12 protein-coding genes and 1 pseudogene are annotated in these 18251 nt (G+C 68.0%); 10 read left to right on the forward strand and 3 right to left on the reverse strand.

From position 1 onward, the window contains the following. The first annotated feature begins 3 nt into the window (after positions 1-3). Together greA and C1930_RS09420 are read left to right on the forward strand one after the other, a co-directional pair. Positions 4-468: a transcription elongation factor GreA gene (gene greA, locus C1930_RS09415; protein ID WP_188489793.1), complete on the forward strand. Its 465-nt coding sequence runs from the start codon at positions 4-6 to the stop codon at positions 466-468. 4 nt (positions 469-472) lie between these two features. After that, positions 473-1390: a phosphoglycerate mutase gene (locus C1930_RS09420; RefSeq protein ID WP_108756084.1), complete on the forward strand. Its 918-nt coding sequence runs from the start codon at positions 473-475 to the stop codon at positions 1388-1390. 382 nt (positions 1391-1772) lie between these two features. Here C1930_RS09420 and C1930_RS09425 read toward each other — a convergent pair whose 3' ends face one another. After that, a complete protein-coding gene (locus tag C1930_RS09425; protein WP_108771574.1) occupies positions 1773-2810 on the reverse strand; it encodes a DUF1176 domain-containing protein in 1038 nt (345 codons plus the stop codon). 157 nt (positions 2811-2967) lie between these two features. Between C1930_RS09425 and recJ the strand changes: the two genes are divergently transcribed. Then, positions 2968-4725 (forward strand): single-stranded-DNA-specific exonuclease RecJ, encoded by a 1758-nt coding sequence (gene recJ, locus C1930_RS09430; protein ID WP_108772574.1) that lies wholly within the window; start codon positions 2968-2970, stop codon positions 4723-4725. A 122-nt stretch (positions 4726-4847) separates the two neighbouring features. Continuing rightward, positions 4848-7733, forward strand: a complete 2886-nt coding sequence (locus tag C1930_RS09435; protein ID WP_108771575.1) for a VIT domain-containing protein — start codon at positions 4848-4850, stop codon at positions 7731-7733. Between the two features lie 91 nt (positions 7734-7824). Here the strand turns inward: C1930_RS09435 and C1930_RS09440 are convergent, their stop codons facing one another. Together C1930_RS09440 and C1930_RS09445 are read right to left on the reverse strand one after the other, a co-directional pair. Further along, a complete protein-coding gene (locus tag C1930_RS09440; protein ID WP_108771576.1) occupies positions 7825-8787 on the reverse strand; it encodes a phosphatase PAP2 family protein in 963 nt (320 codons plus the stop codon). Positions 8788-8796: 9 nt separating this feature from the next. Beyond that, positions 8797-10005 (reverse strand): acyltransferase family protein, encoded by a 1209-nt coding sequence (locus tag C1930_RS09445; RefSeq protein ID WP_108772575.1) that lies wholly within the window; start codon positions 10003-10005, stop codon positions 8797-8799. A gap of 134 nt (positions 10006-10139) precedes the next feature. Here C1930_RS09445 and C1930_RS09450 point away from each other — a divergent pair, with 134 nt between their 5' ends. From C1930_RS09450 to C1930_RS09475, 6 genes and pseudogenes are all read left to right on the forward strand, one after another. Continuing rightward, positions 10140-11054: a LytTR family DNA-binding domain-containing protein gene (locus C1930_RS09450; protein ID WP_108771577.1), complete on the forward strand. Its 915-nt coding sequence runs from the start codon at positions 10140-10142 to the stop codon at positions 11052-11054. Between the two features lie 199 nt (positions 11055-11253). After that, positions 11254-12379, forward strand: a protein-coding gene (prfB, locus tag C1930_RS09455) for a peptide chain release factor 2 (protein WP_108749502.1) whose coding sequence is annotated in 2 segments (ribosomal slippage) — positions 11254-11328 and positions 11330-12379 — 1125 coding nt in all. Because the reading frame shifts where the segments join, the coding sequence is not laid out codon by codon here. Positions 12380-12424: 45 nt separating this feature from the next. After that, positions 12425-13207, forward strand: coding sequence for a helix-turn-helix transcriptional regulator (locus C1930_RS09460; RefSeq protein WP_108771578.1), 783 nt, complete (start codon positions 12425-12427; stop codon positions 13205-13207). A gap of 693 nt (positions 13208-13900) precedes the next feature. Then, a pseudogene (locus C1930_RS20645) lies at positions 13901-14155 on the forward strand (transcriptional regulator); the annotation flags it as partial. 830 nt (positions 14156-14985) lie between these two features. Then, positions 14986-16371 carry an NAD-dependent succinate-semialdehyde dehydrogenase gene (locus tag C1930_RS09470; protein WP_108756089.1) on the forward strand — a complete coding sequence of 462 codons (1386 nt, stop codon included), beginning with the start codon at positions 14986-14988 and terminating at the stop codon, positions 16369-16371. A gap of 62 nt (positions 16372-16433) precedes the next feature. Further along, positions 16434-18074 carry an acetolactate synthase large subunit gene (locus C1930_RS09475; RefSeq protein ID WP_108752988.1) on the forward strand — a complete coding sequence of 547 codons (1641 nt, stop codon included), beginning with the start codon at positions 16434-16436 and terminating at the stop codon, positions 18072-18074. Positions 18075-18251: the final 177 nt, after the last annotated feature.

Here is an 18251-nt window from a genome sequence, read left to right on the forward strand (position 1 = left end):
CCCATCACCATGAAGGGCGCGCAGAAGCTGCGCGACGAGCTGGACCACCTGAAGTCGGTCAAGCGCCCGAAGGTCATCGCTGCCATCGCCGAGGCGCGCGAGCACGGTGACCTGAAGGAAAACGCCGAGTACCACGCCGCGCGCGAGGAACAGGGTTTCATCGAAGGCCGCATCAAGCAGCTGGAAGGTGAGCTGTCGCACGCCGAGATCATCGACGTGAGCAAGCTCAACGCCGGTTCGAAGGTGGTGTTCGGCGCCAGCGTGACCCTGGCCGACGTGGAAACCGACGAAGAGAAGAAGTACCAGATCGTTGGCGACCTGGAGGCGGACATCAAGCTGGGCCTGATCGCCATTTCCTCGCCGGTGGCCCGGGCGATGATCGGCAAGCTGGAAGGCGATTCGATCGTGATCGACGCCCCGGCCGGCCAGCGCGAGTACGAAATCGTCAGCGTCAGCTATCTGGACTGACCGGGTGGCAACGGCGACCCTGTTGTTGCCGGCGCGCAGCCGCTTTGCGGCGGCTGCATTGCCTGACGAGGTGGCGCGCGCCCTGGGCCGCGCCACCACGGTGCAGCTGGATGCGGGCGAGCGCGCCCAGCTGCAACGCCATTTCAGCGTGGCCGCGCCGCACTGGCCGGTGGCCGCACTGACCCGCCAGCGCGATGTCGGCGATGCCGCTGGTGCGTGCTGGCTGCGCGCCGATCCGGCCTGCATGGTGCCGGACATGCACGGCGCACGCATGATGGGGCACGGCGAAACGCTGCGGCCCACGCTGGCCGACAGCCTGGCCCTGCTGCCGGTACTGCAGCCGCTGTTTGCCGACGCCGGTTTCGTGCTGGATGCACCGGACCCGGCGCGCTGGTACCTGCGCCTGCCCATCGACATCGAACTGCCCGATTTCGACAGCCCCGACGATGTGCTGGGCGATGATCTGTTTTCGCACCTGCCCGAAGGGCCGGCGGGTCGCCGCTGGCGGGCGCTGATGACCGAGGCGCAGGTGCTGCTGCACAACCATTCCTGGAACCAGCAGCGTGCCGCGCAGGGTCAGCAGCCGATCAATTCGCTGTGGTTCTGGGGCGGCGGCGTCATGCCGGTATCGGTGACGACCCAGCACGTACAGGTACGCAGCCGCGACGCCCTGCTGCAGGGCCTGGCCCAGGCCGCCGGTGTTGCGGTGGACGGCGAGCAGGCCGTGGATGCCTTGGTGGACCTGCGGCAACTGCGCTCGCTGCAGCAGCTGGGCAACGAAGCGATTGTTCCGCTGCTTGCGGCACTGCGTCGCGGCGAACTGCAGCAGCTGGTGCTGGATTTCGAAGACGGCCTGCAGTTCCGCCTCGATCGCGGCCAGCGCTGGCAGTTCTGGAAGAAACCCCGCCAACTGCACGACTGAGCGGAGTCGGATCCCGTTGCCGCGCAACGGGCTCTGATCCCGGATGTGTTTCGATACCCGACGGATGCATCCACGCATGGCGTGGATCTACTGGGACGTACTGAGCGGGTCCTCGGCCGAGCGGAGTCGGATCCCGACGCGAACGCAGTAGATCCACGCCATGCGTGGATGCATTGGATCGGCCATTGGCCCGGTAGATGCCAACCTTGGTTGGCACGCCACGCCCCGGTAGGTGCCAACCTTGGTTGGCACGCCACGCCCGGTAGGTGCCAACCTTGGTTGGCACGCCACGCCCCTGTAGGTGCCAACCTTGGTTGGCACGTTGGCATCAGTCGAGCAAGCTCGACTCTACGGAGGCGGGCAGGGCGCAGCCATGCCAGCCTTACTTCACCGTGCTGACGATCGTCGGCAGCGTCCAATGGCCACCGGCTACACCACGGCACTGGCCGGTGGTGAACGCGCTGGTCTTCACGAACCGCTGGCCATCCCACACCCAATCGTGGCCGGAGAAGCAATCGCCGATACCGCGGCCACGGAAGCGCCCGCGCAGGGTCATGTCGTCGGTGTCGAAATCCTCCGCATCGGAGGTGACAAAGCGCGCCTGGTACGGTGCCTTGTCCTGCACCACCCAGTAGCCGCTACTGAAGTTGTAGGCGCCCATGAAGCAGCTGGTACTGGCCAGTACATGCGAACCGTCCAGCCGCACGATATCGATCTCGTCCTGCTCGCCTTCGCTCAGGCGGCGGCATTCGTCCGCGTTCGGCAGGCTGGCCAGCAGCGCCTTGCGCAGCGCCGGGGCGTTGGCCAGCGCCGCATCGCCACTGCGCGCCGGCGCCAGCTTGCCGTGCACCACCACCGGCATCGGCAGCGCGGCCGGCACGCTGGCCTCGGCCTTGTCACCGCGGCGCACCAGCGCGCCGGGCGTGCCCAGCCGACCCTGCGCCTCGTCCATCTTCAGCAGTACCGCGGTGGCGCCGCTGTCGGAAATCGGCCAGGCCTTGCCCTTGCCATCGACGATTTCGATGCGCGCCTGGCGGGGCAGGGCGGCCAGCAGCGCATCGGTCTGGGCCTGCTGCAGCAGGATCTTCTCTCCGTCACCCGTGTCGCGCACCGGGCCCAGGTCCTTGCCATTCAGGCGCAGGCGCAGGGCGCCGGTCGGCATGGGGCTTTCGCCGTCCTCGCCATTGCGCAGGCGCGCCACTACCGGCGCACCGGGGCCGCCCGCACGTTCCAGCATCAGGCTGAGCAGGTTGCCGGGCTCTTCCGGGCTGTAGCCGGCGGCGCGGCAGGTACGGGTGTTGTCACAGGCCAGCGACCAGTCGTTGTGGTCGAACGACACGCCGGCCTTTGGCTCGGGCGTGGCGGCGTGGGCGGCCGGGGCGAGGGCGAGGGCGAGGGCCAGGAACAAAGTGTGGCGCATGCAAAGAAATCCATTTCGGGGGTGGCAAGCATGAAATAAATGGCCGTCGATTCCAAATGCTTCCGATGGGGTCAGAGCCCTCTGCAGGCAGAGGGATCTGACCCCGTCTCCGGCCCCGCGTTATCATGGTGACGTCTTCCGCAACCCGGCGATGCCGATGTCCCTTGCCGCCGATGCTGCGCTGCCCGTGTCCGATACCCCGCTGATCCGCCGCCGCGAGCCGGTACAGCCCGGTGCGTGGCCCGACGACACGCTGCCGCTGCTGGCCCGCCTGTATGCCAGCCGTGGCGCGACCACGCCGGAACTGGCGCTGCCGCGACTGGGCAACCTGCATGCGCCCGAACTGCTGACCGGCATCGATGCGGCCGTGGCCCTGCTGGTCGACGCCATCGCCAACGACAAGCGCATCCTGGTCGTCGGCGATTTCGACTGCGATGGGGCCACCGCCTGCGCCGTGGGTGTGCGCGGCCTGCGCATGCTGGGCGCGCAGCACGTCTTCCACGCGGTGCCCAACCGCATGGTGCATGGTTACGGCCTGTCGCCGTCGCTGGTGGATGAACTGGCAGCGCTGCAGCCAGACCTGCTGGTGACCGTGGACCACGGCATTGCCTGCCATGCCGGTGTCAACGCCGCCAAGGCGCGCGGCTGGCAGGTGCTGGTCACCGACCATCATCTGCCCGGCCCGCAGTTGCCGCCGGCCGATGTCATCGTCGATCCGAACCTGCAGGGCGATGATTTCCCCAGCAAATCGCTGGCCGGGGTCGGCGTCATCTTCTATGTGCTGATGGCCCTGCGCCGCTGCATGCGCGAGGCCGGCGTGTTCACCGATGGCAAGGGCCCGGACCTGACCACGCTGCTGGACCTGGTGGCCGTGGGCACCGTGGCCGATCTGGTCGCGCTGGATGCCAACAACCGTGCGCTGGTCAGCGCCGGTCTGCGCCGGCTCCGCGCCGGGCAGGGCTGCGTGGGCCTGAAGGCATTGATCGAAGCCAGCGGACGCGACGCCGCACGTCTGACCTCCACCGATATCGGCTTCGCGTTGGGCCCGCGCCTCAATGCGGCCGGTCGCCTGGAAGACATGGCGCTGGGCATCGAACTGCTGCTCACCGAGGATCCGCGGCAGGCGCGCGACATTGCCCAGACCCTGGAACAGATCAATGCCGAGCGGCGCGCGGTGCAGCAGTCGATGACCGATGACGCCGAGCAGGCGCTGTCGCGCGTGGTGCTGCACGAGCAGGGCCAGCGCCCGGTCGCGGCATGCCTGTTCGACGCCGAGTGGCACCCCGGCGTGGTCGGTCTGGTGGCGTCGAAAATGAAGGACCGCCTGCATCGGCCGGTGATTGCATTTGCACCGGCGGAACCCGGCGCGGACACCCTGCGCGGTTCGGCGCGCTCCATTCCCGGCCTGCATATCCGTGACGCGCTGGCGCTGGTCGATGCACGCCATCCCGAGCTGGTGGAGCGCTTCGGTGGCCACGCCATGGCCGCTGGCCTGAGCATGCGCCTGCAGCACCTGCCCGCGTTCGAGGCGGCCTTCGTCGCCATCGTGCAGGAACTGCTGGATCCGGCCGCGCTGCAGCAACAAGTGCTCAGCGATGGTGAACTGTCCGCGGACGAACTCGATCACCGCCATGCCGATGCGCTGCGCCTGGCCGGGCCTTGGGGGCAGGGCTTCCCCGAGCCCTTGTTCGACGGCCACTTCGAAGTGGCCAACTGGCGCGTGCTGAAAGAGCGGCATCTGAAGCTGGAACTGCGCCTGCCCGGGCTGCCCGGCACGATCAACGCCATCCATTTCGGCGGCTGGCATGGCAACGCGCCCGGTCGCCATGTGCATCTGGCCTACCGCTTGGCCTGCGATGACTACCGCGGCGGCAGCGCGATCCAGCTGATCGTGGAGCATTGCCTGCCCGCCTGATGGCGGCGCGCACGCTTCGCGCACGCCGGGCCATGCCCGGCGGGATGCTTGGACGGTCGACCGCTAACCCCACCTGCCGTGGTGGCGCGTTGAATCCTGCACGATCCCACTGGAGCCGTGCCATGGCGTTTGCCCGCTGCGTCCCTTTCATCCTGCTGGTGCTGGCGGCCTGGTCCGCAGACGCGCAGTCCCCCGGCATTGCGCGGCCGCAGCCGGGCGCGCCGCTGCTGGTCGCCGCGGCCGCCGAACGTCCGGTGCAACTGCGCGACGCGCGCATCGAAGGCGAGGTCCAGGCCGGCATCGCGCAGACCCGCATCACCCTGGAATTCCACAACCCGAACCGTCGCGTGCTGGAAGGCGAGCTGCAGTTCCCGCTGGCTGATGGCCAGCAGATCAGCGGCTTTGCCTTGGATATCGATGGCGAACTGCGCGAGGCGGTGCCGGTGCCCAAGGATCGGGGGCGCCAGGTGTTCGAAGAGATCGCCCGGCGCGGCGTCGACCCCGGCCTGCTGGAACAGACCGCCGGCAACCAGTTCCGCTTGCGCATCTATCCGCTGCCAGCCGGCGGCAGCCGCCGCGTGCAGCTGGTTGTTCGCGAGCCGCTGGCTTACGCCGGCAACGGCTGGCAATGGGCGCTGCCACTGCAGTTCGCCGCGGGTGCGGCATCGGTTGAGCTGGAACTGCAGGCGCCGGGGCAAGCGACGGTGGGCACGGCACCGTTCCTTATCGATGCGGGTCAGCTGCATTGGCAGGGGCGCGGCGCGCAGTTGCCGGCGCAGCTGCAGTGGACGCTGCCTGCGGCCCGCCGTGCGCAGGTGCAGGTGGCCAACTGGCAGGACGGCCATTACCTGCTGGCACAGCTGCCGGTGGCTACAAGCACCACGCCGCGCACGCTGCCGCGCGAGATCGGCCTGCTCTGGGATGGCTCGGGTTCGGCGGGCCAGCGTGACCGCACGCGTGAGTTCGCGCTGCTGGACCGCTACTTCGCCGCCATGGGCGACGGCACGGTGGTGCTGACGGTGCTGCGCGACCGCCCCGAGCCCGAACGCCGCTTCCGTATCAGCAAGGGCGATTGGAGTGCGCTGCGCCAGGCGTTGCAGGCGGTGCGGCCCGACGGCGCCAGTGCGTTGGCTCAGTGGCGGCCGCAGCCGGGCGTGCAGGAATACCTGCTGGTCAGTGACGGCCTGCTGACCTATGGGCCCGAGGCCCTGCCGGCATTGGCCGAGGGGCAGCGATTGTTCGCCATCAGCAGTGCGGGCGTGCGCACCGACAGCACCCGCCTGCGCGGCTGGAGCCAGGCGCATGGCGGACGTTTTGTGGCAGTGGGCACCGACGTGGGCGCCGCAGCGCGCGAACTGCTGTCTGCGCCGCTGGATGTGCAGATCGATGCCGGGCGCGGCGTGCAGGACGTGGTGATCGATCGCCGCAGCGAAGCGCAGGGCTGGTTGTGGCTGCATGCACGCCTGGCCGCCGACGGCGTACCGATGCGGGTGCGCGTTGCCGGCAGCGATTGGCAGGCTCTGCCGGGCAGCACGCGCAGTGATGACGGCGCGCTGCTTGCGGGACTGTGGGCACAGGCGCAGCTGCAGCAGTTGGCGCTGGACCGGCGCAGCAACCGCGAAGCGATGCAGCGCCTGTCGCAGCAGTTTGGCCTGGTTGGGCCGGACACTTCGCTGATCGTGCTGGAAACGCTGGACGACTACCTGCGTTATGCCATCCGTCCGTCGGGCGCGCTGCGCGCCGGGTATGACGCCCGTTTCGCAAAGCAGGTGGTAGATCGCCAGGCCGAGGACCGCCGCCGCTTGGATGCGGTGGCCGCGCAGTGGAAGGAGCGCCAGCAGTGGTGGAACCGCCGTTGGCCGAAGACCGCGCCGCCCACTGCGGGCAATGCCAAGGAAATCGCGCAGAACGAGGCCTTGGCCAGTGCGCCGATGGCCCTGCTGGCTGCACCGGCACCGGCAGCGCCTCCGCCGCCCCCGGCGCCGATGGCACCGGCCCGGGCCCGCAGGCAGGCACCGGCCGCCGAAGCGATGGCGTTGGACGCGATGGTCGTGGCGGCCGCTGATGCCGGTGATGCCGGCGCGCCGGCCAACGATGGCCAGCTCGGCATCCGGTTGGCGGCCTGGCAGCCTGACTCAGAGGTCGCTCGCCGCCTGCGCCAGGGCCCGCCCGCGCAGCTGTACGACCGCTACCTGGCCGAACGCGATGCCCACGCCGACAGCAGTGCGTTCTTTCTCGACGTGGCCGACCTGCTGCTGGAGCAGGGTCAGCGCGAACTAGCGCTGCGTGTGCTGTCCAACCTGGCCGAGATGGAGCTGGACAACCGGCACCTGCTGCGCGTGCTCGGCTATCGACTGATGCAGGCCGATGCCCCTGGGCTGGCCGTACCGGTGTTCGAACAGGTGCTGGCGATGGGCCAGGAAGAGCCGCAGAGCTTCCGCGATCTTGGCCTGGCCTTGGCAGCGGCCGGCAAGCCGCAGCAGGCACTGGACCCGCTGTACCAGGTGGTGGTGCGCCGCTGGGACAGCCGTTTCAATGGTGTTGCCCTGATCGCCCTGGACGAACTGACCAACCTGGTGGCCCGCAGCCGCCCGGCGCTGGATACCCGTGCCATCGATCCGCGCCTGTTGCAGGCCATGCCGCTGGACCTGCGTGTGGTGCTGGCCTGGGATGCCGACAACAGCGACATGGACCTGTGGGTGACCGACCCCAACGGCGAGCGCGCGTACTACGGCAACCGCCTGACCTGGCAAGGCGGGCAGATGTCGCAGGACTTCACCGGCGGCTATGGCCCCGAGCAGTTCTCGCTGCGCAACGCCAAGCCCGGGAAATACAAGGTGGAAGCCAACTACTTCGGCAGTCGCCAGCAGCTGGTGACCGGTGCCACCACGCTCATGCTGCGCCTGACCACCCATTGGGGCACGCCGCAGCAGAAGGACCAGAGGGTCACGCTGCGCCTGAAGGACCGCTCGGAAACCATCCTGGTAGGCGAATTCGAAGTCCAGTAGAGCCACGCCATGCGTGGCTGCGCAGAATCCGCCGCAGCCGCCGGGCATGGCCCGGCGCTACCGAACCAGGCCATCCACGCACGGCGTGGATCTACCGCTGGCGCGGAATCCACCGCGCCAGCGCCACGCCACTGCCGAGGATCAACAGCGTGCCAACGGTATGCCAGAACACTTCGGTAATCGGCGCGTCGGGCAACGGAAGGCTGTACGCCAGCCATTCAATCAACGGTCGCGCCAACAGGTAGATCACCACCACACCCAGTACCCGCAGCACGCGTTGCACGATGCCTTGCGGATCCACCGGCCAGCCGCGCCACTGCAGCCACGCCACCAGCAGAGCGAGTGCCAGCAGGCGTGCGGCTTCGCCCAGCGGTACCAGATGCGTCCACAACGAAGCCCATGCCAGCGCCACGCCCGAGCCCAACAGTATGGGCAGCTGCCAGCGTCTGGCCCCGCGCAGCCCCGGCATCAGCTGCCACGCCAGCACGGCCACACCGACCCCGATCAGCCACCCGGCCACCACATCGGCCAGGAAGTGCCGGCCCAGGTACATGCGCGAAATGGCCATCAACAACGGCCAACCCAGCACCAGCACCCAACGCAGCCAGCGCCGGCGGATGCCGAATGCCAGCAGCAGGCTGACGCAGGCGGCGGTGGTGATGCCCACGTGGCCGCTGTTGAAACCATAGTCGGCGTGCGGCTGCGCGCGCAGCATCGCCGTGGCCTGCGCATCGGGCAGCGACCAGAACGTGCGGCCACCGCCATCGACTACGAACGGATGCGAAGGCTCGCCCTTGTCCAGTACCGCCGCATCCACGTCGGAGGGGCGGGGCAGGGCGGCGCTCTGCTTGATCGCATGCGTGGCGCAGGCCATCAGCAGCACCGCCAGCATCACGCACAGGCCCGCGCGCAGTCGCGCGCCGAACGCGCACACCAGGATCAGCGCGGTATAGCCCAGCTCGTAGCCGAGCAGGCTGATGAACTGCATTACTGCCAACATCCAGCTGGCGTCGAAGGTCTGCTGCAACCACAGGTGCCACTGCGTCTGGAACATCCGTTGTCCTCAATGCGCCCGTACGACGCGTGCAGTGGCCGACGATAGCGGATGGGCGCGCAGTCCGAACAGGGGGCGCAGCCAACGCACGCGGCGGATCAACAGTTCGTGGATCAACAGGCAGCCACCCACGGTGCCGGCCACCAGCAGCGCCGGTTCCAGCCACGGGCCCAGCTGCAGCGGTCGCAGCGCATACAGCAGCACGATCAACACGGTCTGGTGCAGGATGTACCAGCTGAACACCGCCTCGCGGCAATAGGCCTGGCCCGGCCACGGGCGCGCCAGCAGCACCCGGGCCCAGCCGAACAGCGCCAGCAGCATGCACCAGGTGTAGAGCGCCCGACCGACGCGTTCGGTCTGCGCCCATGGCAGCGCCAGAATCCACGGATCAACGTTGCCCACGTCCGGCAGTCGGGCCAGCGCGCGGATCCCCAACTCCAGGCACAGCCCGAGCACGGCCAGGCCAAGGGTCAGCCGGCGGCCGCGCAGCAGCAGGTCCCAGCCGCGCTGCCAGCGTGCGGCCAGGAAGCCGCCCAGGAACAGCGGCAGCGACTCGGCGTGCACGTAGACGTCGTCCAGCAACGCATGGGTTGGCGGCCAGCGCGGCATCAGTACCAACAGCGCCCAGGCCAGCCAGACCCCCGGCAGCAACAGCAGCGCGGCCCCCAACAGACGGTCGCTCACCTGCAGCGTCGGCAGCGACTTGGCCACCGGCCGCAGCAGGCTGGCCAGCACCACGGCCAGCACGGTGTAGGGCAGCAGGTAGGCCAAGTACCACAGATGGTTCCAAGTGAAGCCGTACTGGGAGCCACTGAAGTGCGCGCCCGGCCAGGGGCGGAACTGCCAGTAGCGCCACAGGAACCGTCCCAGCCCCGGCGCCACGTCGCCCTTGTCCAGCGCCTCGCAGTACGCCTGCAGCGAGACCACCGCCACGATGCCGAACAGCAGCGGCAGCAGCAGGCGCCAGCAGCGGCGCAGGGTATGCGGCAGGCGGCCCCGGTCGGGCAGGGACAGGCCCAGGGCCATGCCGCTGATGGCAAACAGCAGCGGCATGCGCCAGCGATTGAGGGCGATCATCGGCCACTGCAGCCAGTGCGCGGTGTAAGCGCTCTTCAGGTGGAAATCCCAGCCGGCCACGTAGGCCATGGCGGCGTGGTAGAGGATCAGCAGGGCGAAGGCGGCGATGCGCAGGGTGTCCAGATCGTGGTGTCGGTGCATGGCGATGGGCATCAGGGGGACGCTGCACCTTCGCTGGCCAACCATCACTGCGCCAGCTGAAAGGGCGCAATGGCGGGCGTTCTGGGCCCAATGGCGGGGCCGCAGGGACCAATGGCCGATGCGGGCGGGGGCGGATGGGCAACAATGGCGGCATGGAAAATGGAGATCCGGCGGCACGTGCCGCTGCAACCGCCCAAGTGGCGTATAGACCCGGCAAGGACGTGATGTTCTGGTCGCTGCTGTTCCTGTGTACCGCCGCGGGCAACGTGCTGGCGCAGTGGATGCGGGCGGTGCGTGATGCGCAGCCCTTCGCCGGGCTGGGCACCTCCATCGAGGAGTTCAGCAGCGCGCTGGCAACCCTGGGGCTGCTGATGCTGCTGCAGGCGGCGGCCCGCCGGTGGCCGTTGCATGCCGATACCTGGCGGCGCCGGATCGGCTTCTATGTGCTGGGCGGCATCGCCTGGTGGCTGCTGCATGTCAGCGCCATGGTGCTGCTGCGCAAACTGGCCTTCGCCCTGGCAGGCCAGCACTACGTCTATGGTGACTGGCCGGCGCAGTGGTTCTACGAGTTCTTCAAGGACGTGCAGACCTACAGCCTGCTGGTGATCGCCGTGCATGCCGTGGCCTGGTTCGGCCGCCAGCGGCAAGGCGAGGCGCACCTGCTGGCGCCGCCCGACGAAGGCCCGCCGGTGGAACCGGTCGAGCGCCCGCAGCATTTCCTGGTGCGCAAGCTGGGCAAGGAGTTCCTGCTGGCCACGGCCGATGTGGAATACGCCCAGGCCGCCGGCAACTATGTGAACCTGCGGGTGCGCGGGCATGACTACCCGCTGCGGATCACCATGGCGGCGCTGGAGCAGCGGCTGGACCCGGCCGTGTTCCTGCGGCCGCACCGAAGCTGGCTGATCCACCGCGACCAGCTGCGCTCGATCGAGCCGCTGGACGGCGGCGAGGCCCTGCTGCACATGGCGGACGGGGCCAGGGTGCCGTGCAGCCGGCGGCAGTTGCCGCTGCTGCGGCAGGCGCTGGGCGCTTTGCACGGGGGGGGGTAGAGGCGACTGTCAGTCGACTTGCGCGCGCAGCGCGGGCTCCAGCACAACCTGAACGGAGAGCAGTCGACTGACAGTCGACTCTACCAAGACCCGGGTCGGCCCCGGCGTCGGCGCGAGCGGGCGGGGGAGCGGGCCTCATGCCGGGAACCGCGGCCTGCGGTATCATATGCAGTCATCTATTTAGTGCATAACCGCCGACATGATCGAACTGAATCCTGTCCGCCAGCGCATCGCCGATCTGACCGATCGTGTGGTGTCGCTCAGGGGGTATCTTTGACTACGACGCCAAGAAAGAGCGTCTTGAAGAAGTAACGCGGGAGCTGGAAAGCCCCGACGTCTGGAACAACGCCGAGTACGCGCAGAACCTGGGCCGCGAGCGCTCCAGCCTGGAAAAGACCGTGGGCGGCATCGCCTCGGTGCTGGATGGCCTGACCGACGCGACCGAGCTGCTGGAACTGGCTGAATCCGAACAGGACGAAGATACCGCCCTGGCCGTGGTCGCCGATCTGGACAAGCACCAGGCGCACGTGGAGAAGCTGGAATTCCAGCGCATGTTCTCCGGTGAGATGGACAATGCGGCGGCCTTCGTCGACATCCAGGCCGGTGCCGGTGGCACCGAAGCCCAGGACTGGGCCGAAATCCTGCTGCGCATGTACCTGCGCTGGTGTGAATCGCGCGGTTGGAAAACCGAGCTGATGGAAGTGTCCGGCGGCGACGTCGCGGGCATCAAGTCGGCCACCCTGCGCGTGGAAGGCGATTACGCCTATGGCTGGCTGAAGACCGAGACCGGCGTGCACCGCCTGGTGCGCAAGTCGCCGTTCGACTCGGACAACCGCCGCCACACCAGCTTCACCTCGGTGTTCGTGTCGCCGGAAATCGATGACAACATCGATATCACCATCAACCCGGCCGATCTGCGTACCGACGTGTACCGCTCGTCCGGTGCCGGTGGCCAGCACGTGAACAAGACCGAGTCGGCGGTGCGTATCACCCACATCCCGACCAACATCGTTGTGGCCTGCCAGACCGGCCGCAGCCAGCACCAGAACCGCGACAATGCGATGAAGATGCTGGCCGCCAAGCTGTACGAGCTGGAGATCCAGAAGCGCAACGCTGAAAAGGATGCGGTGGAAGCCACCAAGTCCGACATCGGTTGGGGCAGCCAGATCCGCAACTACGTGCTCGACCAGAGCCGTATCAAGGACCTGCGCACCGGCATTGAACGTTCGGACACGCAGAAGGTGCTGGACGGCGACCTGGACGAGTTCGTCGAGGCCAGCCTGAAGGCCGGCCTGGCCGTGGGTTCCAAGCGCATCGATGCCTGATCGGCGCGCCTGCGCGGATATCATCGTCTCCTGCAACGGGGGGCGATGATGCGCAGCGAAGGTGAACGCAAGGAACTGGGCGGCTTCCTGAAGGCCTGCCGCGCCCGTGTCGACCCCGCCACGCTCGGCCTGCCGGCCGGGCGCCGGCGCACCCCGGGCCTGAAGCGCGAGGAAGTGGCGCTGGCCATCGGGGTCAGCGTGAGCTGGTACACCTGGATCGAACAGGGCCGCGAAGTGCGGGCCTCGCCGGAAGTGCTGGAGCGCCTGGCCAAGGTGCTGCGCCTGAGCGATGACGAGCGCGCCTACGCGTTTGCGCTGTCCGGTTATGGCGTGCCACTGGAATCGCCAGACGAAAGCGTGACCGACGGCCTGCGCCAGCTGGTGGAGGCGATGCAGCCGATCCCGGCCTACGTGCGCAGTACCCGCTTCGACATCCTGGCCTGGAACCCGGCCATCGCCGAGCTGTTCGTGGATTACAGCCAGTTTCCGCCGTACGAGCGCAACACGCTGCGGCTGATGTTCCTGTACGCGCCGTACCGCACGTTGATTCTCAACTGGGAAGAGATGACCCGTGGCCTGCTGGCCGGGTTCCGTGCAGCAATGGCGCAGGCGCCGGACAAGGCGCCGTTCCTGGCACTGGTCGAGGACCTTGCTGCCCACAGCGAGGAGTTCCGGCTGTGGTGGCCGGAGCACGATGTACGTCGCTTCGACGAGGGTGCGAAGAAGCTGAACCACCCCGTGCATGGGTTGCTGGACCTGCAGTACGTCGCGCTGGTGCCGGAGAGCCGGCATGACCTTTCGCTGGTGACCTACCTGCCGCGGAAGTAGGGGGTGTTCGGCAGGGCTTGCAGCCCTGCACCTGCTGCGATCAACGTCAAAAGCCAGAGCGGGTTTCCGTGGTTGGGCGGGGCGGTGTCGGATTGCGGGGACGCCGCAAGTACCCCTCCGGGGCCCGGCCCAGCCGCTGGCGGCTGTGCGTTCGGGCGCTTGCGAAGCAGTGCTTCGCAAACAAAGCGCCCTCACCCTTGTAGGCTTGGCAGCCGCATCCATGCGGCTGACACCCCGCAATCCGACACCGCCCCACCTCGGACAGATTCCCGCGATCTGCCGGTACTGCACGGGGTCGGATCCCGTTGCTGCGCAACGGGCCCCGACCCCAGATTGATTTCGATGTCTGACAGATTCATCCACGCATGGCGTGGATCTACTGTGTCGACCAAGGTCGACAGCTACTCGAGCACATCCCCGTTCCGACGGACCCCGTGCCGACCAACGGTCGGCACCCACCACCAGCAGCGTCATGCCGTTCCGACAGATCGCGAGAAACTGTCAAAGGCGGGGCGGTGTGGGTAGGCAGGACCGCAGGCGCCATGGATGGCGCCTACGAGCCCCCATGGATGGGTTAACGGCGTGTCCTGCCTACCCACACCGCCCCGCCATCCCACGCAATGCCCGCATTTGACGTTGCCGTTGCCGTTGCTCCGGCTTTGGCTCGCAGCAGGTGCAGGGCTGCAAGCCCTTGGCCTGCTGGCCGGGTTCCGTGCAGCAATGGCGCAGGCGCCGGACAAGGCGCCGTTCCTGGCACTGGTCGAGGACCTTGCTGCCCACAGCGAGGAGTTCCGGCTGTGGTGGCCGGAGCACGATGTACGTCGCTTCGACGAGGGTGCGAAGAAGCTGAACCACCCCGTGCATGGGTTGCTGGACCTGCAGTACGTCGCGCTGGTGCCGGAGAGCCGGCATGACCTTTCGCTGGTGACCTACCTGCCGCGGAAGTAGGGGGTGTTCGGCAGGGCTTGCAGCCCTGCACCTGCTGCGATCAACGTCAAAAGCCAGAGCGGGTTTCCGTGGTTGGGCGGGGCGGTGTCGGATTGCGGGGACGCCGCAAGTACCCCTCCGGGGCCCGGCCCAGCCGCTGGCGGCTGTGCGTTCGGGCGCTTGCGAAGCAGTGCTTCGCAAACAAAGCGCCCTCACCCTTGTAGGCTTGGCAGCCGCATCCATGCGGCTGACACCCCGCAATCCGACACCGCCCCACCTCGGACAGATTCCCGCGATCTGCCGGTACTGCACGGGGTCGGATCCGGTTGCTGCGCAACGGGCCCCGACCCCAGATTGATTTCGATGTCTGACAGATTCATCCACGCATGGCGTGGATCTACTGTGTCGACCAAGGTCGACAGCTACCCGAGCACATCCCCGTTCCGACGGACCCCGTGCCGACCAACGGTCGGCACCCACCACCAGCAGCGTCATGCCGTTCCGACAGATCGCGAGAAACTGTCAAAGGCGGGGCGGTGTGGGTAGGCAGGACCGCAGGCGCCATGGATGGCGCCTACGAGCCCCCATGGATGGGTTAACGGCGTGTCCTGCCTACCCACACCGCCCCGCCATCCCACGGAATGCCAGCATTTGACGTTGCCGTTGCCGTTGCCGTTGCTCCGGCTTTGGCTCGCAGCAGGTGCAGGGCTGCAAGCCCTGCCGTACCCCCCCTATACAGGTAAGTGCAGGTCACAGGATAAGCAGACGCCTTGTTGCTGCCCTCGAACAGGTCCACATTCCTGTGCAGGACACGGGCTGCCCGCCCGCTGTCGAGACAACAGGAGACCTGCATGTCCGCTGCCCCCACTACCGCCATCTCCCGCGATCCGGCCACCGCCCAGGTGATCGCCGAGCACCCCTTCGCCAGCGCTACCGAACTGGAAACGATCCTGCAGCGCGGCCAGGCCGGCTTCGCCGCCTGGAGCGGCTACACCCTGGAACAGCGTGCGGGTGTCCTGCGCGCCATGGCCGCGGTGCTGCGCCGTGACCGCGAACCGCTGGCCGCGCTGGCCACCGCCGAAATGGGCAAGGTGCAGGCCGAGGCCCTGGCCGAGATCGAGAAATGCGCCGTGCTGTGCGACTGGTACGCCGAGCACGGCGCGCCGTTCCTGCGCGATGAACCGACCCAGGTGCCGGGTGACCAGGCCTATGTGTCCTACCTGCCGCTGGGCGTGGTGCTGGGCATCATGCCGTGGAATTTCCCGTACTGGCAGGTGATGCGCGCGGCAGTGCCGATCCTGATGGGCGGCAACGGCTTCCTGCTGAAGCCGGCCGAGAACATCGTCGGTACCGCGCTGCTGCTCGACGCGGCCTGGCGTGAGGCCGGGCTGCCGGAAGGCACGTTCATCGCCGCCAACATCAGCCGCGAGGGCACCAGTGCCGCGATTGCCGACGATCGCATTGCCGCCGTCACCCTCACCGGCAGCGTGGCCGCCGGCCGCAGCATCGCCGCTCAGGCCGGGCAGGCGCTCAAGAAAGTGGTACTGGAACTGGGCGGCTCGGACCCGTTCATCGTGCTGGCCGATGCCGATCTGGATGCCGCCGTGGACGCGGCCGTGGCCTCGCGCTTCCAGAACACCGGGCAGGTCTGCATTGCCGGCAAGCGCATCATCGTCGAAGAGGCGGTCTACGACCGGTTCGTGGCGCAGTTCTGCCAGAAGGTGCAGGCGCTGACCGTCGGCGATGGGCGCGAGCCGGGCAACCGCATCGGCCCGATGGCCCGCCAGGACCTGCTGGACCAGCTGCATGCGCAGGTGCAGGCGTCGGTGGACGCCGGTGCCCAGCTGCGGGTGGGCGGCCATCAGCTGGATCGCCCCGGTGCCTTCTACGCCCCGACGGTGCTGGTGGATGTCGAGCCGGGCATGCAGGCCTTCGATACCGAAACCTTCGGCCCGGTGGCTTCGATCAGCCGCGCCCGCAATGCCGACCATGCGGTGGAGCTGGCCAACCAGAGCGAGTTCGGCCTGAGCGGCAACCTGTGGAGCGGCGACCGCGCGAGGGCCATGCAGCTGGCCCGCCGGCTGCAGACCGGTGGCGTGTTCGTCAACGGCTTCTCGGCGTCCGACCCGCGCGTGCCGATTGGCGGGGTGAAGAAGAGTGGCTTCGGCCGCGAGCTCTCGCACTTCGGCATCCGTGAGTTCGTCAACGCGCAGACGGTCTGGTTCGACAAGCGTTGACACCCGGCTCTCATCCCACCTGCAACCATTCCCCCACAGTCCAGCGAAAGGACGGCATTCCGATGTCCAAGGGTTCAGATCTGCTTGTCGCCGCACTTGAGAACGAAGGCGTCGAGCGTATTTTCGGTATTCCCGGCGAAGAAAACCTCGACGTGGTCGAGTCGCTTCGCCATTCCAGCATCGAGCTGGTCATCACCCGCCACGAACAGGCGGCGGTGTTCATGGCCGCCACCTATGGCCGCCTGACCGGCAAGCCGGGCGTGTGCCTGGCCACGCTGGGCCCGGGTGCGCTGAATTTCACCACCGGCGCTGCTTACGCGCTGTTGGGCGCCTGGCCGGTGATCATGATCACCGGGCAGAAGGGCATCGTGGCCAGCAAGCAGGCGCGGTTCCAGATCGTGGATATCGTCAGCACCATGAAGCCGCTGACCAAGCTGGCGCGGCAGATCGTGTCGGCGCGCACGATCCCGACCATCGTGCGCGAGGCGTTCCGGGTGGCCCAGGAAGAGCGCCCCGGCCCGGTGCTGCTGGAACTGCCCGAGGACATCGCCGCCACCGAGGTGGAAGGGGTATCGCTCATTCCCACCCACGCGGTGGATCGGCCCATTGCCAGCCCCGAAGCGCTGGACCGGGCGGCGCAGCTCATCCGCGCGGCGAAGCGGCCGCTGCTGATGATCGCCTCGGCGGCCTCGCGGCCGCAGTCCAGCGAGGCGCTGTCGGCCTTCGTGCTGCGCGCGGGCATTCCGTTCTTCACCACGCAGATGGGCAAGGGCGCGGTGGCCGGCGGCTCGGGCCTGTACATGGGCACGGCCGCGCTGACCGAGCGCGACTACGTGCACATGGCCATCGACCAGGCCGATGTGATCGTGACCATCGGCCACGAGGTGACCGAGAAGCCGCCGTTCGTGATGCGTCCCGGTGGCCCCACGGTCATTCATATCGGCTACTCGCAGGCGGCGGTGGAGCAGGTGTACTTCCCGCAGGTGGAAGTGATCGGCGACATCGGACGCTCGCTGACCCAGCTGGCCGATCGCATCGAGGGCCAGGTGCCGCATGCCGATGCGCTGCTGCCGCTGCGCGCGACCATCCTGGACCACCTGGCCGACCGCGCCGAGGAGCCGGGCTTCACCCCGCAGCGGCTGGTGCATGACGTGCGCCAGGTGATGCCGCCGGACGGCATCGTGGCGCTGGACAACGGCATGTACAAGATCTGGTTTGCGCGCAATTACCGCACCCAGGTGGCCAATACGCTGCTGCTGGACAATGCGCTGGCGACCATGGGCGCGGGCCTGCCGTCGGCGATCATGGCCTCGATCCTGTATCCGCAGCGGCGGGTGCTGGCGGTATGTGGCGATGGCGGTTTCATGATGAACAGCCAAGAGCTGGAGACCGCCCGACGGCTGGGCCTGAACCTGGTGGTGCTGATCCTCAACGATGGGGCCTACGGCATGATCCGCTGGAAGCAGGCGGTGGATGGTTTCACCGACTACGGCATGACCTTCAGCAACCCCGATTTCGTGAAGTACGCGCAGGCCTATGGCTGCAAGGGCCATGAGGTGACAGCCATCGAGCAGTTCATTCCGACCCTGGAGGCGGCCTTCAACGAGGGCGGGGTGCACCTGGTATCGGTGCCGGTGGATTACTCGGAAAACCAGCGGGTGCTGGTGGACGAACTGCGGCAGGCGTTTCCCGGGAACGGTTGACGATTACCGGCGCCCGGGATCTGGTAGGTGTCGACCTTGGTCGACACAGAGAACGCCAACCAAGGTTGGCGGCTACCGGGGCGGGGGCGCTGCCGGGGCCGGGGCAGGGCGGTTTTGGTATGCTGTGCAACCGGCTGTGCCGGCGCAGCATCCCCCCTCACTACACGATTCCCGCAG

The organism is Stenotrophomonas sp. SAU14A_NAIMI4_8, from assembly GCF_003086695.1.
Classification (GTDB): Bacteria; Pseudomonadota; Gammaproteobacteria; order Xanthomonadales; family Xanthomonadaceae; genus Stenotrophomonas.

Bases quoted from the DNA above. Each gene is read 5' to 3' on its own strand.
- C1930_RS09460 (WP_108771578.1), top strand. From the start codon at position 12,425: ATGATGCGCAGCGAAGGTGAACGCAAGGAACTGGGCGGCTTCCTGAAG.
- C1930_RS09440 (WP_108771576.1), bottom strand. From the start codon at position 8,787: ATGTTCCAGACGCAGTGGCACCTGTGGTTGCAGCAGACCTTCGACGCC.
- recJ (WP_108772574.1), top strand. From the start codon at position 2,968: ATGTCCCTTGCCGCCGATGCTGCGCTGCCCGTGTCCGATACCCCGCTG.
- C1930_RS09450 (WP_108771577.1), top strand. From the start codon at position 10,140: ATGGGCAACAATGGCGGCATGGAAAATGGAGATCCGGCGGCACGTGCC.
- C1930_RS09425 (WP_108771574.1), bottom strand. From the start codon at position 2,810: ATGCGCCACACTTTGTTCCTGGCCCTCGCCCTCGCCCTCGCCCCGGCC.
- C1930_RS09470 (WP_108756089.1), top strand. From the start codon at position 14,986: ATGTCCGCTGCCCCCACTACCGCCATCTCCCGCGATCCGGCCACCGCC.
- C1930_RS09435 (WP_108771575.1), top strand. From the start codon at position 4,848: ATGGCGTTTGCCCGCTGCGTCCCTTTCATCCTGCTGGTGCTGGCGGCC.
- C1930_RS09445 (WP_108772575.1), bottom strand. From the start codon at position 10,005: ATGCACCGACACCACGATCTGGACACCCTGCGCATCGCCGCCTTCGCC.
- C1930_RS09475 (WP_108752988.1), top strand. From the start codon at position 16,434: ATGTCCAAGGGTTCAGATCTGCTTGTCGCCGCACTTGAGAACGAAGGC.